Source organism: Flavobacterium sp. GT3P67, from assembly GCF_004349155.1.
Lineage (GTDB): Bacteria > Bacteroidota > Bacteroidia > Flavobacteriales > Flavobacteriaceae > Flavobacterium > Flavobacterium ranwuense.
The window spans coordinates 35,255-52,054 of record NZ_SMLF01000011.1 but is presented as its reverse complement, the minus strand read 5'-3'; the positions used below and the strand labels follow the sequence as shown (position 1 = coordinate 52,054).

Genomic DNA, 16,800 nt, shown 5'->3' with positions numbered 1-16,800 from the left:
TTAGGTTTTGAAAAACCGAACTTACTGTTTTTTTATGCCAAAATTAAGTATTATCATTGATTTACGGAGCATTCATTCCTAAAGTAAATTACTTTTGTATTCTTAAACTTTGATAATGAGCAAACGCGATTTAAAAAAATATTTAGCAGAACTTAATAAGGAGCAACTCGAAGAACAAATTATTGAATTGTACGAGAAATTCGCCCCCGTAAAAGTCTATTATAATTTTGTATTCAATCCAAAGGAAGAAACACTTTTGCAGGAATGCAAACTCAAAATTTCGAATGAATACTATCCGGTAAAAAAAATAGGAAGACGCAGTAAACCTAAAATGAGGCGATCCGTTGCTCAAAAATACATCAAGCATTTTATTCTTTTGGGCGTGGATCCCTTTATAATTGCTGATGTAATGCTCTATAACATTGAAATTGCACAAACGTTCTCATCTGAAAATACTATAAAGAATGACTTATTTTTTAAAAGTATGTTCAATTCTTTTGAACAAGCTGTAATTTTCCTTATCGCAAATGGAATTCTCAATGATTTCAAGCCAAGAATTATAGCCATACATAATCAATCCATTGTACAAAAATGGTATAATGAGCCTGAATTCAATGCGACTATAGAGCGATTTGAATATTAAGTCGTTTCATAATTCAATTTTATTTAATCAATCGTATTTTTTTTTAATTAAAATTGACAATTAAACTGTTTTTTAGGCGTATTTTTGCAAAAATCCAACAATAAGCAATGTCCCAAAACACTTTAGAAATAGAAATCGAAGACAAAAAAGAACTTTATGCGTACCAAAAAGGCGACATTGACGCCATCTTTGAGCGCATAGACAATGCACCTCCACAACATCATCTGTTATACCAATTGCCTACTGGTGGTGGGAAAACAGTCGTGTTTTCAGAAATTGTGCGTCGTTATTTATCACAACACGATAAAAAAGTAGTTGTTTTAACACACCGAATTGAGTTGTGTAAACAAACTTCAAAAATGTTGAAGGGTTTTGATGTTAAAAACAAAATCATCAACAGTAAAGTAAAAGAACTTCCGGACCAAAACGATTATTCCTGTTTTGTTGCCATGGTAGAAACTTTGAAAAACCGAATCAATGATGAAAAACTACATTTAGATAATGTAGGATTGGTAATCATCGATGAGGCGCATTACAACTCCTTCAGAAAATTATTAAGCTCTTTCAAAAATGCTTTCATCTTGGGAGTTACAGCAACGCCTTTAAGTTCGAATATTAAATTACCCATGCACGAGAGCTACGATGAATTAATAGTAGGAGACACCATTAGTTCGTTGATTGCAAATGGATTTTTGGCCAAAGCGATTACTTATAGTTATGATGTTGGTTTGACATCACTGAAAGTTGGTATCAATGGTGATTACACCGTTAAATCATCGGATGATTTATATACCAATATGGCCATGCAGGAAAAATTATTGCATGCATATACGGAGAAATCGTTAGGCAAGAAAACCTTGATTTTCAATAATGGTATCAACACCTCTTTATATGTGTATGAAACTTTTAGAGAAGCCGGTTATGCGATTCGTCACTTAGATAACACCAGTAATAACGAAGAAAGAAAAGATATTTTACATTGGTTCAAGCATACTCCTGATGCTATTTTAACATCAGTTGGAATTCTTACTACAGGTTTTGATGAGCCGACCGTAGAAACTATAATTTTAAATCGAGCCACAAAATCGTTGACATTATATTACCAAATGATTGGTCGTGGTTCCAGAAAACTACCTAACAAAGACACTTTTAATGTTATTGATTTAGGGAATAATGCCGCACGATTTGGATTATGGAGTGAGCCGGTAAACTGGCAACATATCTTTAAATCACCAGAATTTTACTTGGAAAATTTACGTGATGATACCGAAATTGAATTGTATTTTAAATACAGCATGCCACCGGAATTACGTGCTAAATTCAGTAAAACGGAAGTCGTAACTTTTGATGTCGATGAAGAACATAAACTCATCATCAAACTAAATTTACGTTCAAAAGAAGTACTGGAAAAATCATTGGATCAGCATGCTGCCATGTGTGTTGATAATTCGGAGACTTTACAAGAAGCTAAAATATTAGGAAAACTATTAGATGATGATATCGATTGTCGCATCAAACGCTATTCTAAATGTTTGAGTCAATGCAGTAAAAATTACCGCGAGTGGCTTGTTGACGATTACAAATTAAAACTGGTATTGTTAACCGGGAAAAAATATCGGGAAAAAATCATGAACGAACCGGACGAAGACTAAATTTCTTTTTAGGAGCTAATCTCGCTGTACACTATATCTGTCGTGGCGAACCCTGCCACAACAGGATGCTGTTTCCATCGGGGCTAAAAATTACGTTTACAAAACAACTATTTTTTATAAAAATATAAAATCCAAAAAAATGCCAAAACAATTCTCTGATTTAGCAATTTCAGCACCCATATTAAAAGCGATTACCGAATTAAAAATTGTTGTGCCCACAGAGATTCAGCAAAAAACAATTCCGTTACTTTTATCAAATACTACAGATTTGGTTGGACTTGCTAAAACCGGTACTGGAAAAACAGCGGCTTTTGGATTGCCTATTTTACAATTAATAGATACTGATTTGCCAGTTGTACAAGCTGTTATTTTAGTTCCAACGCGTGAATTAGGCCACCAGATTTTTAAAAATTTAGAAGATTTTTCAAAATATTTACCTCAAGTTTCTATTGCGGCAACTTGCGGAGGAATTCCAATAAAACCACAAATCGAAAGACTTTCATTGCCAACACATATTGTTGTTGCAACTCCCGGAAGATTGATTGATTTGATGCAGCGCAAAGCCATAAATCTAAAAGAAACCAAATTCCTTGTGCTTGATGAAGCGGATGAAATGGTGACTATATTAAAAGAAAGTTTAGATGAAATTGTAGCTGAGTTACCTAAAAACCATAATACTTTTTTGTTTTCGGCAACCATGCCAGGAACCATAAAACAATTGATTCAGAACTATTTGAATAAAAACGTGGTGCAAGTTAGTGCCAACATGGAAACGATAGGAAATCAAGGAATTGACCATGAATATATTGTGGTGGATCCAATTGAAAAACTAGATGTTTTGATGCATTTTTTAAATTCTAAAGAAGGAGAACGCGGAATTATCTTTTGTAAAACGAAAGCTGCGGTCAATAAATTAGCCAAAAACTTAGCCATCAACCGGTTTTCATCAGGAGCACTACACGGAAGTTTATCTCAAGGAATTCGTGACAGAATCATGGAGCAATTCCGTGAAGGACATATCAATATATTAGTAGCTACCGATTTAGCCGCAAGAGGAATTGACGTAAAGGAAATTTCTTACGTGGTAAATTATCACTTACCGGATGTTTATGAAGCATACGTCCATCGTAGCGGAAGAACAGCAAGAGCAGGAGCAAAGGGACTTTCTTTGACGGTATTACAACCAGAAGAAGTAGTGGAAATTGCTGATTTTGAAAAAGAATTAGGAATTAAATTTACCCAGTTCAAAAAACCAACTGTTGCCAGCATCGAAGAAAATAACACCTTGTTATGGGCCAAGCAAATCTTCAAGACAAAACCCAATCATGATGTTGCTCCAGAATTAAAAGAAAAAATAAAAACTGTTTTTCATCATTTGACTAAAGACGAATTGATTCAAAAATTATTGGCCAATTATATGCTTCAAAACAAAAATGAACCTTTAGAAAAGCCGGTTAAAAAACTAAAAAAGAACTAATATTTAAAGTTTTTTTAATATTTTATATTGTAACAGCATCCGTAAATAGTGTATATTTATGGATGCTTTTTTATTTTAGACTATAAAAATACGATATGGAAATTATAATAATAGGAGGAGGATTTGCAGGATTGAATCTTGCTAAAGAACTAGTAAATGAAAAAGGAATCAATGTAACGCTTGTTGACAAAAATAATTATAATTTCTTTCCGCCACTAATATATCAGGTTGCTACCGCTTTTTTAGAACCCTCAAGTATCAGTTACCCTTTTCGGAAATTTTTCTCAGGTAAAAAAAATCTACAATTCCGTCTGGGAAACCTATTAAAAGTAAACCCTTCAGAAAACAAAATCATTCTTAACAATGGAGAATTAGAGTACGATTACTTGGTTTTTGCTACAGGTGCCGAAACGAGTTATTTTGGAATGGAAAACGTAAAGAAAAATGCCATACCTATGAAAACGCTCAATGATGCCATTGTAATGCGTAATACATTGTTGAAAAATTTGGAAAAAGCAGCCATTTGTAAAGACATTCGCGAACGCAGAAAATTGTTAACCATTGTAGTTGCCGGCGGTGGACCTACAGGTGTTGAAGTTTCGGGAATGTTTGCTGAGATGCGCAAAAATATTTTGCTAAAAGAATACCCGGAATTAAGCACTACAGCGAGCAATATTTATCTAGTTGACGGTGCCAATGCCGTATTATCTCCAATGAGTAAAGCCTCACAAGAAGACACACTTGAAGCGTTGACAAAATTAGGTGTTGTAGTGAAATTAAATACTACGGTTGTGGATTATATCGATGACACGGTATATTTTGGAAATGGAGAAACGATACAAACCAAAAATTTAATTTGGGCAGCGGGAGTTTCTGCAAAAGTTTTCGAAGGAATTCCAGCTGAAAGTTATGGTCGTGGAAAAAGAATGGCTACTGATGCTTTTAATAAAGTTAATGGTACTGAAAATATCTTTGCAATCGGCGATACGTGTATTCAACTTACAGATGAAGATTTCCCAAATGGTCATCCACAAGTGGCGCAAGTTGCGATTCAACAAGGAATAAATTTGGCAAATAACTTTAAGCTACTGAACCAAAACAAGCCATTAAAACCCTTTAAATATAATGATAAAGGATCTATGGCTATAATTGGTAAAAACAAGGCTGTTGTAGATTTACCAAAACCAAAAATGCATTTCAAAGGATTTTTTGCCTGGATAATATGGCTCTTTATTCACCTCATTTCATTGATAACGTATCGCAATAGGGTGAAAACATTCTTCAATTGGATGATTGCTTATTTTGCAAAAGATCAATCTTTACGTATGATTATCAGGCCTGATAAAAAAATAAAAACAGAACCAAAACAACAATAAATCAAATTACAATTAATGAACTAATGCAATTCCTTCATCGTGAGAAGTTGCAATAGTTTTTTTAATGTTTCGTTTTCCAAAAATTAAAATGATTAATGCCAAAATTGTTGAAACAGTCATAATCACAACCATTGGTAAAATAGAATTTTTCACAAAAACACCAACGGAAAATGAAGCTAAAGCTCCTAACCCTAATTGAATAGCGCCCATCAAAGCCGATGCACTTCCCGCATTTCTTGAAAAAGGAGCCATGGTAAGTCCCGCTGTATTGGGATTTGAAATTCCTAAACAAGCTAAGAATAAAAATAGCATAGCAATAGTTTCATATAAGCCTAAAAGATTATTTATCGACAATGTGAGGAATGAAACACTGATAATTGTCTGCGAAATCAAAGCGCCAAAAATCATTTGCTCACTTTTGAATCTATTTAATAATACGGAATTAAGCTGGCTGGCAATAATAAAACTCAAAGACATAAAGGCAAATATCCAGCCGTAGGTTTTTGCGTCTACTTTGAAAATATCCATAAATAAAATGGGAGAAGCTGCCACATAAGTAAACAATCCGGAGAAAGCCACAGAACCTGTAAAAGCATACGTGTAAAACTGGGGTTCTTTTACGATTTTTATAAAATTGGAAATAATAGGTCTGGGTTTTAATGAAATTGAAATGTCTGGTTTGTACGTATTTGGCAAGCCAATTTGAGCAGCTAAAAGAATGACAATTCCAATGCACATCAATATAAAAAAGACAGTATGCCAACCATAATCTTCCGTGACATAGCCACCAATAGTTGGTGCTAACATTGGCGAAAGCCCGACAACAAGCATCAATAAAGAGAATACTTTAGGAATATCTTTCACAGGAAATAAATCACGAACCATAGAAACCGAAGCCACAGTTGCCGCACAACTGCCCACAGCCTGAATGAATCGTAAACCAATAAAAGTATCAATGTCAGTTACAAAAACACAACCTAATGAAGCCAAGATATACACTAACAAACCTATAAATAATGGTTTTTTTCGACCAAAACGGTCTAATAATGGTCCGTAAAGCAATTGTCCCGCAGAAATTCCAATGAAATAACTGGACAAAGTCATGGAAACATTAGCTACTGAAGTATTCAAATCTTTAGCGATTCCTGCAAAACCAGGTAAATACATATCGATCGAAAATGGGCCGAGCGCTGTTAATGATCCTAAAATTAGAATTAATTTAATATATTTTGCTTTTGTGATTGATTTATTGGTCATCAAATTGCTTTTTTTTAATTTTTTGCAAAGGTAAATATTTAAAAGGCGAATCAAATGTTAGATCCAATAAATTTAACATGCTGCAAAAACAGATTGTATGAAATGAAGCAATTAATGTTTAACTAATAGCATGATTCCGGACAGAAAAAGAAGTCCTAACATAATTCTCTTTAAAAAAACCTCATTTAATTTTAAATATACCTTTTTACCTAATACCAAAGCCAGTATAAAAAAAGGTAAAACATACAATGAATTGTACAATTGATTTACGGTTAAAATCCCTTCAAAAACAAGGACAGGAATTCGCATCAATGTTACCAAACCCAAAACACCAAACATAGTGGCACGCAAAGTCTTTAAATCTGAGGTTTCGTTTTTTACAATTATTAAATATAAAGGCCCGCCCGTTGAAAAAACACCTGAAAAAAAACCGCCTAAAAACCCAAAAAAATATTTCATTTTTGAGATTAACTGTATTTCTTTTTTTTCTTTTAAACTATTTAAAACAAACAGAATTATAAATACGCCTAACGCTTTTTTAAGAATTACGGGTTGGCCGTATGATAACACTACAATCCCAATTAGTAGTCCCAAAAATGATGATAAAGCTAATTTTTTAAGAAGTGGTTTATCAATGTAATTCCATTCTTTGTACACATGGATAGGAGTCGAAATAAAATAAAATATAGATAAATACCCAATTGCATCTGGTAGTGGCATTACAAATAATAAAAACGGTAACGCAATTAAAGCACCCGCAAATCCGGTAATAGTTTGAACAAAAAAACCAGTGAAAATTCCAATAGTAAGCAGCAATAACATCATATCCATAGTGCAAAATTAGAATAACATATAGCTAAATTAAAATTTAATCAACGGATTTAGTTTCATTATTCCATAATATAAATGTAATTTAGCCTATATTAAAGCTTTATTTATGGCAGATACACTTGATTTAAAAATATTAGAAAGTCTTAAAATTAATTCCAGGACTTCATTTGTAGAAATTGGTAAACAAATAGGACTTTCGCCATCATCAGTTAGAGAACGTGTTCAAAAATTAGAAGATACTGAAGTTATAAAAGGATATAATGTTCAACTCAATAATAAAAAACTTGGCTTTGGCTTAGAAGTTTTTATTATGTTCAAATTATTTAGTGGAAAACTAAAAATATTTTGTGATGATTTGAAACAGTTTCCTGAAATATATGAAATTTACAGAATTACTGGAACTCATAATATTTTCATGAAAGTAGTTTTAATAGACCAATTGCATCTGCAACAATTTATCGACAGACTTTTAGTTTATGGAGAGCCTACAACACATTTAATCTTATCAGATTTGAAGGATTTGTAACTTTATGCTTTTTTCTAGATTGTACAAAAGCTAGAATATTCTATTGTGATAAAATGCACTATAATTTATATTATGTAAAATAGAATTTTTTTAAATACAATCAAAGAATCAATTTAAGTAAAACAAAAAAGCATTACCTATTGGTAATGCCTTATAGAATTATAAAATAATTTTATTGTACAGAAATTGGTATACTCCAGTTATCCCAACTTAAAGCAATATTGTTTTTATCAATTGTATAAACTAATTTTTCAGATGCTGATTTTGCAATTTGCTGTTTAACAGTAACTCTTAACTGATCTTCTTTTTCTTTATATTTATAAGCTCCCCATTGTTTAGCTTCTTTATTAAAGATGATAATACATTCTTTTTCATTTGGTATAATAAAGAAAGAATATTTACCTGCAGGCAATTTAGATCCGTCAATAGTTAGCTCTTTGTCAGTTTCGAAAGTTGTGGCGTCGTTTGCACCTGCACGCCAAACTTGATTAAACGGAACCAACTTTCCCCAGATTTCTCTAGCTCTTACAGATGGGCTTCCATAATTGATACTAATGGTTGCCCCATTAATTTTCCCTGAAACAACCTCTTTTGTACTGGAAGGTTTCTCTTGAGCACTTAAAGAATTTATAATCAAAAATGCGATAAGTAAAAGATGTATTTTTTTTAGTAATCTCATGATTTAAAATGATTTAGTTTATCCTATAAAAATAAAATAACTTCATTTAATTTAGCATAATTCCCTTTAATTTTAAGAAAAAATTAAGAAATTTATAAATTAGTTGTTTTACTACAATAATGACAGCATTATAATTTATTATTTTATTATTTTTACAAACAATACACCATTTATTTGACCAACTATGAATACAATTGCTGAGCACATTGCTGATTTTTTAAAGGAATATCCGCCATTTAATCACTTGACATTTGAAGAGTTGTCCGAAATAGCTATGAGCATTCGCGTTGTAAATTTAGAAAAACACAAAATATTATTTCAAATAAATGATCTTTTACACGATAGTTTTTATGTAGTAGCTTCAGGAGTTATTAACTTATCTGTTATAGCAGATGCTGAGGAAACTTTATTAAACAAATGTAACGAAGGAGATATTTTTGGCTTACGTCCCTTTTTTGCTAAAAACAACTATATGATGACGGCCAAAGCCAGAGAAGAAAGCATTGTTTATGCTATTCCTATAGCCACTTTCCGCCCTTTTGTAGTCAATAATTCAGAAGTTCTGAACTTTTTGCTGGAGAGTTTTGCAACGAATACGCGAAATCCAAAAGACAAAGAAAATTTAAGAGGTAAACTGATCTCTGACAATGTTTTCTATTCTGACCAGCAATCAGAAATGCAATATTTTCAATCTTTATCCTATAATACATCACCATTAAAAACGACAATTACAGCAATTGTACAAGATGTTGCTCAGCAAATGACTGAAACATTAAAAAACAATATAATCATCTGTGACAATAACTTTCCTATCGGAATTGTGACAGACAGTGATATGCGTTCCAAAATTGCAACCGGTCGATTTCCTGTAACAGTTTCAGTAGATAAAGTAATGTCATCTCCAGTTATTACTGTGGTGGAGAATGTCTCCTTGGCCGAAGCTCAATTATTGATGTTGAAACATAATGTGACCCATTTATGCGTAACACAAGACGGAACTGATAAATCTGATGTAAAAGGAGTCATTTCTGAACATGATTTGATAGTTGCCCAAGCAAATAATCCCGGTGTTTTAATTAAAGAGATTAAGCGTTCACAAAACCCTAAGGAATTAAAACAAATTAGAGAACGTTTAACGGATTTAATCCAAACCTCTATTTCTAAAAACATACCGCTTTCTCACGTTTTCAATATTGCCAGTGAAATCAATTTAGCTATTATTAAGCGATCTGTAGAGTTATCAATTTTAGATTTAGGTTCCCCTCCTGCCCGTTTTGCTTGGCTAAGTATTGGAAGCCAGGGAAGAAAAGAACAGTTATTATTAACCGATCAAGACAGTATCTTGATTTTTGAAGATGTTTCAGCAGATAAATATCGAGAAGTGAAAGATTACTTCCTTAAACTTGGAAAAAGAACAACCGCTACACTCGAAAAAATTGGTTATGAATTATGTCCAAACGGACATATGGGGAGTAATATGCTTTGGTGTAAATCACTGACTGACTGGACTAAACAATATGACAGCTGGATGAATACTCCAGGTGAAAATAGTAATGATTTAAGTAGTATTTTCTTTGATTATGAAATTACTTTTGGAGAACAAAAAATTGAAGATGCAATTGGAAATGTTGTTTTTAAAAATGCAAAAAATAATACTCTATTCTTTGATTTCTTAGGAAATGATGCTTTAAGAAAAAACTCACCGCTGACTTTTTTCAAAAATTTCAATATAGAAGAAGAAGGTCCGAACAAAGATAAATTTGACATAAAAACGCGTGCTTTGATGCCATTAATTGACGGTGCTCGATTATTTACCTTAAATTTTGATATACGAGGAATCAATAACACATTTCAGCGATTCAAGCAGTTAGCTATTGCAGATCCTAAACATGCTGAAATTTATCTTAATTCTGCGGAAGCCTTTTTGATTCTATCAAAGTTCAGAACCTTAGAAGGTTTAAAAAATGATAATTCAGGCCAATTTATAAATTTGAATGAATTATCAAAAATTGATAGAGAAAAATTAAAGAATGCTTTAACTCCTATGAGAGAATTGGAAGAATTAATAAAAAATAAATTTCAACTTACTCAATTTTCATAATTATGTTAGACTGGTTAAAAAATATTAATAAAGAATATCCAGAATTCTGGAAAACCTATCTTTCTAAATTTGATAAGAAATCAGCCCGTTTTGTTGTTTTGTCAACAGAAACTTCTGGCATGAATCCTGTCAAAGATGTTATTTTATCCATTGGTTCTTTTGCAGTAGTCGACAATAGTATTGTCATCGGTGATAGTTTTGAAGCGGTTTTGTTACAATACAAATTTCTTCATGATAACGGTCTTTCAAATGAATTTTTGGTAGAAAGTAAAATGAAAAAATTAGGAGAATCAGAAGCTATAAAATTGTTAATTGAGTTTATTGGAAATTCAGTTTTAGTTGGTCATCACATTGATTTTGATGTTGAAATGATTAACGCAACATTAGAAAGGCTGGACTGTGGCAGATTGAAAAATGAAGCTTTGGATGTTGATATTATGCACAGAAAACTGCATGATATTAATGATAAACAATTTTCTCTTGATGAACTTTGTACGGTATATAATATTCCTAAAAGTGACCGAAATTCTTCTGCTGAAGATGCTTATAAAACTGCATTATTATTCTTAAAATTAAAATCAAAACTTGGAATAAAATAATCTTTATTCTAATCAATCAGAGTGATTCCTTCCCAAAATCGTCCGTGATGACTTATAGAAACGGGTTTGATTATTTTAGTTTGCTTGTCAATTATAAAAGGAATTCCATTAGCTTTACTAACTGTCTCGTTTGAATTTATTTTTTTTATAGCATCAAAATTTTCTTTTTTCACCACGGCAATTGTATGTACAAATGCATTAGAAATTATAGTTTTAGTAAAATACGTATTCCCTTTTATTGAGACTGAACCTGAAATTTCATTTTCATAGCTGCATTCTAATCGTAAAGGGAAATACCCTCTAATTCCTGTTTCTCTGTTATAGATTTTATAAGCTGCTTCTTTTCTACTCCATAAATTCCAAATCATAATTTCAGGATTTTCGTTGTCGGCTATCAGTAATTGTTCTTTTATAGTAAAGATTTTGTCTAAAAACCGGTTCCGTTTCCAATTACTTTCTTTTCTGGCCAAAGCCAAATCTACGATATCATTTCCAATCATTTTTTATTGACTTTTTTTCACTGCTAATTCACTGATTTTTCTCGGATAATTTAGTTTCAATAATTTCCAATGCCGATTTTACGTTAACCATGCGCTCCATAGCTTCATTGTCAATTACAATATCATATTTCTCTTCTATATCCAAAATAATATCTACTAAATTAGCAGAATTGATCTTCAAGTCATTTATAAAATCAGTATCTTCCGTAAGCGCATCAAAAGCCTCTTGATTTTGAATATACGGTTTTACTATATTTTTTAATTCTTTAATTGTTTGTTCTTTATTCATATTGCTTGGTTATTTAGTTTACAGCTATTAAAAAACTTAAAAATACAATGTCTTAATAGTTGAATTCTAGTTGATTATTATTGATTTTTGGATTCGGGATTAGATTTAAATTTCTTAAAAATTATGCATCCATTCACATCTCCAAAGCCAAAACTGGCTTTTGCAATTATATTTAATTCTTTTTCAATCAGTTGTTGTGGTATTCTCGATTCATCAATTATTGCTGTGATTTCAGGATGCAAATCGGCACAATTGATATTTGGAAAAACAAATCCGTGATGCAATTGCAATACCGAAGCCACACTTTCGATACTTCCCGCACCTGATAAGCAATGACCTACCATTGATTTTAAAGAGTTTATGTATGGAAATTCTTTTCCTTTTCTACCCAAAGCTTCACTCCAATTCTGAATTTCTAAACTGTCTTTCGATGTGGCCGTCAAATGTCCGTTGATTGCGTCTATTTCATTGGCGTTGATTCCAGCATTAATCAAAGCATTCTGGATGCATTTTTGTACAGCAATAGGATTTGGAGCTGTCATTGTTCCTAGTCCGCGTTGTCCACCGGAATTTACATTTCCACCTAAAACTTCTGCGTAAATTGTAGCGCCCCGTGCGATCGCAGTTTCTAAATCCTCCAAGACTAAAGCTCCTGCTCCACTTCCCGGAACAAATCCTGAAGCACTAGCAGACATTGGCCTTGAGCCTTGCTCCGGATTTTCATTATGCTTAAAAGTACATACTTTCATGGCGTCAAAACCACCCCAAATATAAGGTCCGGAATCACTGGTACTTCCTGCTAAAATTCGTTTTGCTTGCCCAAATTTAATTCGCTCGTACGCCATCAAAATACTTTCGGTTCCTGTCGTGCAAGCCGAGGAATTAGTTGTCACTTGGTCCCCTAAACCTAATTTTCCTCCTAAATAAGCGCTAACGCCACTATTCATGGTTTGTGCCACAGCTGTACTTCCTAATCTTCGGACTTGTAAATCGTCAATTTTGTACATGCTTTCTCGAAATTTATTGATTCCTGATGTTGATGTTCCAAAAATAGTTCCGCTGTTCCAATCCGGCTCTTCATTGATTTCTAAAGATAATCCTGCATCTTTCCAAGCATCAATTCCAGCAATTACGCCATATAAAATCCCCGTAGAATTGAAGTTACGCAACTCCAATTCAGAGAAGTATTGCAATGATAATTCAGTAGAAATTTCAGGCTTTCCGGAAATCTGACAGGAGAATTGCAATCTTTCCAATTCTGGATCGTGTTTAATACCCGAAATCCCATTTTTGATGGCATTAGTAAACGCATCAAGTCCTACTCCATTTGGAGCAACAACACCAAGACCGGTAATTACAACTCTTTTTTGCATATATGCTGAATTTATTTCAGTATCCATTGATTTTTTTGAACCATTAAATACTAAGAATATTAAGTTTTTTCAATCTTAAATTATCATTCCCGCAATAGTTCCCATACAAACTTCTTCACCTTTTGCGTTTTTCATGATGACTTTACATTTTAATTTTCCAAATCTAAAATATATTTTTTCCGAAATTACGGTTACTTTCTCCTTTGGAAAAACAGGTTTTAAAAATTCTATTTCTGTTGATGTTAAAGCAATTGAAGCAGTTTTCTTAAATGAATTATCGAATAAAAACACCCCCAGACAAACCAATCCAATTTGCGCCATGACTTCAGTTAAAATCACGCCTGGTGTAACTGGCATCTCCTTAAAATGTCCTTTATAAAAATCAAGATTTTCATCGAAAGTATATGTACCTTCAACCCCATTTTCATTAATGTGAACAATTTCGTCCACAAATAAAAAGGGTTTCGAATACGGTAATTGGGATATTATTTCTTCGTTATTCATTTTCCTGTCTAAAACTGTAATAATACTCTTTGTGCCGAAAATCCTGGTCCAAAACTCAGCATCAACCCTTTATCGCCTTTTTTTGGATTATCATCCATAATTCGTTCCAAAACATATAAAACAGTAGCGCTCGACATGTTTCCGTATAAACGCAAAACTTCTTTAGTATCGTTTATATTTTTTCCTAAATTAGAAAATAAGCCTTCTACAGTTTGGACAATTTTCTTTCCACCGGGATGAAAAATCAAATGGTCAATATCCTCCATTTTTAAGTTATTTTTTGTTAAAAATGGATGAATTATATCCGGAAAATGAGATGAAATCGTTTCTGGAACTTCAATATCCAACACCATTTGCAAACCTGAATCCGTTAGTTTAAAACCCATCATGTGGATATTATCATAAAAATGATACATTTCCTCTGCTAGAATTTCCGGTCCTTCATCGTTTTCATGGGAAGAAAGCAATACACAAGCGGCTCCATCTCCAAAAATAGCCGCGCTTACAATATTTGCCATTGAAAAATCATCCAATTGAAACGTTGCTGACGGGCTTTCAACTGCAATTACTGCTGCCCGTTTCCCTGGATTTGCCTGCAAGAAATTTTTAGCATAAATAATTCCCGAAATTCCTGCTGCACAACCCATTTCTGTAACCGGAAGACGCACAATATCCTGACGTAATTTCAACTTATTGATTAAATAGGCATCTAATGACGGAATCATAATTCCAGTACAACTCACAGTAATGATGTAATCTAAATCTTCCGGATTCCAATTGGCTTTTTGCAACGCTTTATCCAACACTTTTTCGCCTAAATCGATGACTTCACGAACATAAATATCGTTTTTTTCTTCAAAAGAATTTTTAGTAAAAACGGCAATGGGATCCATAATGGAATACCGTTTATCAACGGCTGCTCCCTCAAAAATTTTCTTTACTTTTCTGATAAAACGTTCGTCTTGCCCAATGAGCCAAGCATCAAGAAATGGGATAATTTCGTCTGTATTCCTTGAATATTTGGGTAATTGTTTGGTAACACACTTTATTTTTACACTCATAATTTTTTAGCCACGAATTATATAAATTAACACGAATTTCAAATCTATTCGTCTATTGTCTTTTTAGTCTTTCCATATAATCCATTGGTAGCGGAAAGCCCATTTCCATTGAATTTTATATTTTTTAAAATTTAATTTTTCTGAAAAACGAACCAATTCTTCTTTTTTAAAACCTCTTAGAATCGAAGTTAATCCATCCTGTCTCGGCACATTATTCAATCGGAACACAAAACATAATGCTTGAAATAATCGGTATGCAACTGAACTTCTATGCAAGTCATTAATAACAATTCCAACATTCGAATTTTTATAAAACACATTCAATAAATCAATAATCTCACTGTCTTTAAAATGATGCAACGTTAACGTGCAAAGTACAATATCATATTTTAATTCCTCAAAAGGTTTATCGAATATATCCTGACAACGATACCTAATATTTGGATAATTTTCAGATAATTTCTGAGCATGATTAATGGTAAAATTGTTAGCATCAACCCCAATTAATTGAAAATTCAAATTGTTTTTTAGCCCATAAGCGGCTAATGTTCGTAACATATCTCCGTTTCCACATCCTACATCTACTATTGTGATTCCTTTTGATTTAGAAATTTTTGCGGTCAATTCCTGAACTCCACGTAAAGTTAAGAGGTTTCCTCCTAAAAGCTGGTTGATTTTGGCAATTTTATCCAATGCATCACGCAAGATTTCTCCTTCCATGGCAAAATTATCCATCGTTTCAAGCGTATCAGTTCTGAATTTGGTGTTTAGAAACATCTATGGATTTAAAGTTATGGGATTTCCGTGCGTTTTCTTTATAATTTTGGATAATAAAAATGGAAATATAATTAATATACGCATCAATGTTGCTGAAAGTTTTTGTTTTTGCAAAAGATTCGATAACAATCGACCCGTTTCAAGCCTTTTCTTGAAATTAAAATTCCATTCCTGAATGTATTTTTCTTCTAGTTCATTTCTGGATTCAATTCCATTGGTGTAATATTTAGTAACTAATTCTGAAACAATTTTGGCGCTGTGGATTGCCATTGCCATTCCGTTGCCACACAAAGGATGAATTAGTCCTGCAGTATCGCCAATCATTAAAATATGATTTTCAACGGCTTGTTTTTTCTCAAAAGAAATTTGACTTATGGTTAAAGGTTTTTCAAAAAGCAAATTACTTTTTTCGAAAATTGTTTTTAAATGTGGATTTTGAAAAACTACCTTGTTTTGATATTCCTCTATATTTTTAAACTGTTTGAAAGTCTCGTAATCTGCTAAATAACAGATATTAATCCTGTCTTTTTCGACTTTAGAAACACCACAATATCCTCCTTTAAAATTATGTAAACCAACCAAATCATTAGGGAAATTTCCCGAATAATGTGCTTTTATGGCTAACCAAGGAGACTTCTTCTGGATGAAATTGCGATTCAATTTCTGATCAATATTAGAACGTTTTCCGAAAGCACCGATTACAATTTCTGATTTAAAAACCGTTTGATTTGAAGTAGTAATAATAAACTCATTTTTATCAAAAACTACACTTTCAACATTATCCTGAAGAATTTTGCAACCATTTTCAATTGCTTTTTTATATAAGTATTCGTCTAAAGCAAAACGACTAATTCCGAAACCACCAAGAGGCAGAACACTTTTAATTGTTTTTCCGCTTGCTGTTGAAAACTCAAGCTTGTTGATATTTGTGGGTTGTAAATCAGTAATATTTAAATCCAACCAATTGAGATAAGGCAAGACTTCATTTGATATATATTCTCCACAAACTTTATGCTTTGGAAATTCATTTTTTTCAATTACAATGACTTGAAGTCCAATTTTAGACAAATGAATCGCCGCAGTCAATCCTGCTAAACCACCACCAATAATTAAAACTTCATTGTTTTTCATAGAGAAGTAAATTTATGGATTTGT

General features: G+C 32.5%; 17 protein-coding genes. 7 read left to right on the top strand and 10 right to left on the bottom strand.

The features are described 5' to 3' along the window. Nucleotides 1–115 precede the first annotated feature (115 nt). The 4 genes from E0H99_RS15550 (at nucleotide 116) to E0H99_RS15535 (ending at nucleotide 5,148) form a co-directional block, all read left to right on the top strand. Nucleotides 116–643, top strand: coding sequence for a DUF6155 family protein (locus tag E0H99_RS15550; protein WP_131997674.1), 528 nt, complete (start codon nucleotides 116–118; stop codon nucleotides 641–643). A 107-nt stretch (nucleotides 644–750) separates the two neighbouring features. After that, a complete protein-coding gene (locus tag E0H99_RS15545; protein WP_131997671.1) occupies nucleotides 751–2,295 on the top strand; it encodes a DEAD/DEAH box helicase in 1,545 nt (514 codons plus the stop codon). 139 nt (nucleotides 2,296–2,434) lie between these two features. Next, nucleotides 2,435–3,772: a DEAD/DEAH box helicase gene (locus E0H99_RS15540; protein ID WP_131997668.1), complete on the top strand. Its 1,338-nt coding sequence runs from the start codon at nucleotides 2,435–2,437 to the stop codon at nucleotides 3,770–3,772. 95 nt (nucleotides 3,773–3,867) lie between these two features. Beyond that, entirely contained in the window at nucleotides 3,868–5,148 is a 1,281-nt protein-coding gene (locus E0H99_RS15535) for an NAD(P)/FAD-dependent oxidoreductase (protein ID WP_131997665.1), read from the top strand. 12 nt (nucleotides 5,149–5,160) lie between these two features. On the opposite strand, the gene E0H99_RS15530 is transcribed toward E0H99_RS15535, so the two are convergent. Together E0H99_RS15530 and E0H99_RS15525 are read right to left on the bottom strand one after the other, a co-directional pair. Further along, complete coding sequence (locus E0H99_RS15530; RefSeq protein WP_131997848.1) at nucleotides 5,161–6,390, bottom strand: multidrug effflux MFS transporter; 1,230 nt, start codon at nucleotides 6,388–6,390, stop codon at nucleotides 5,161–5,163. A 126-nt stretch (nucleotides 6,391–6,516) separates the two neighbouring features. Beyond that, the gene (locus E0H99_RS15525; protein WP_131997663.1) at nucleotides 6,517–7,236 is read right to left on the bottom strand and encodes a sulfite exporter TauE/SafE family protein; all 720 of its coding nucleotides are present in this window, start codon (nucleotides 7,234–7,236) and stop codon (nucleotides 6,517–6,519) included. A 106-nt stretch (nucleotides 7,237–7,342) separates the two neighbouring features. On the opposite strand from E0H99_RS15525, the gene E0H99_RS15520 reads away from it, so the two are divergent. Further along, on the top strand, nucleotides 7,343–7,762 hold the full coding sequence (locus E0H99_RS15520; RefSeq protein ID WP_131997660.1) for an Lrp/AsnC family transcriptional regulator: 420 nt from the start codon (nucleotides 7,343–7,345) through the stop codon (nucleotides 7,760–7,762). A gap of 172 nt (nucleotides 7,763–7,934) precedes the next feature. Here E0H99_RS15520 and E0H99_RS15515 read toward each other — a convergent pair whose 3' ends face one another. Continuing rightward, on the bottom strand, nucleotides 7,935–8,441 hold the full coding sequence (locus E0H99_RS15515; RefSeq protein ID WP_131997656.1) for a DUF2911 domain-containing protein: 507 nt from the start codon (nucleotides 8,439–8,441) through the stop codon (nucleotides 7,935–7,937). Between the two features lie 184 nt (nucleotides 8,442–8,625). On the opposite strand from E0H99_RS15515, the gene E0H99_RS15510 reads away from it, so the two are divergent. Together E0H99_RS15510 and E0H99_RS15505 are read left to right on the top strand one after the other, a co-directional pair. Beyond that, on the top strand, nucleotides 8,626–10,542 hold the full coding sequence (locus E0H99_RS15510) for a DUF294 nucleotidyltransferase-like domain-containing protein (RefSeq protein WP_131997653.1): 1,917 nt from the start codon (nucleotides 8,626–8,628) through the stop codon (nucleotides 10,540–10,542). A gap of 2 nt (nucleotides 10,543–10,544) precedes the next feature. Further along, nucleotides 10,545–11,141, top strand: a complete 597-nt coding sequence (locus tag E0H99_RS15505) for a PolC-type DNA polymerase III (protein ID WP_131997650.1) — start codon at nucleotides 10,545–10,547, stop codon at nucleotides 11,139–11,141. 8 nt (nucleotides 11,142–11,149) lie between these two features. Here the strand turns inward: E0H99_RS15505 and E0H99_RS15500 are convergent, their stop codons facing one another. From E0H99_RS15500 to E0H99_RS15470, 7 genes are all read right to left on the bottom strand, one after another. Further along, a complete protein-coding gene (locus tag E0H99_RS15500) occupies nucleotides 11,150–11,641 on the bottom strand; it encodes a 4'-phosphopantetheinyl transferase superfamily protein (protein ID WP_131997647.1) in 492 nt (163 codons plus the stop codon). 28 nt (nucleotides 11,642–11,669) lie between these two features. After that, entirely contained in the window at nucleotides 11,670–11,930 is a 261-nt protein-coding gene (locus E0H99_RS15495) for an acyl carrier protein (protein ID WP_131997644.1), read from the bottom strand. A 77-nt stretch (nucleotides 11,931–12,007) separates the two neighbouring features. Next, nucleotides 12,008–13,303 (bottom strand): beta-ketoacyl-[acyl-carrier-protein] synthase family protein, encoded by a 1,296-nt coding sequence (locus E0H99_RS15490; RefSeq protein ID WP_131997641.1) that lies wholly within the window; start codon nucleotides 13,301–13,303, stop codon nucleotides 12,008–12,010. 75 nt (nucleotides 13,304–13,378) lie between these two features. Next, the gene (locus tag E0H99_RS15485; RefSeq protein ID WP_131997638.1) at nucleotides 13,379–13,807 is read right to left on the bottom strand and encodes a 3-hydroxyacyl-ACP dehydratase FabZ family protein; all 429 of its coding nucleotides are present in this window, start codon (nucleotides 13,805–13,807) and stop codon (nucleotides 13,379–13,381) included. Between the two features lie 8 nt (nucleotides 13,808–13,815). Beyond that, nucleotides 13,816–14,868, bottom strand: coding sequence for a type III polyketide synthase (locus tag E0H99_RS15480; RefSeq protein WP_131997635.1), 1,053 nt, complete (start codon nucleotides 14,866–14,868; stop codon nucleotides 13,816–13,818). Between the two features lie 63 nt (nucleotides 14,869–14,931). Then, a complete protein-coding gene (locus tag E0H99_RS15475; RefSeq protein ID WP_131997632.1) occupies nucleotides 14,932–15,645 on the bottom strand; it encodes a methyltransferase domain-containing protein in 714 nt (237 codons plus the stop codon). After that, entirely contained in the window at nucleotides 15,646–16,776 is a 1,131-nt protein-coding gene (locus E0H99_RS15470; protein WP_131997629.1) for an NAD(P)/FAD-dependent oxidoreductase, read from the bottom strand. Between the last annotated feature and the right edge of the window lie 24 nt (nucleotides 16,777–16,800).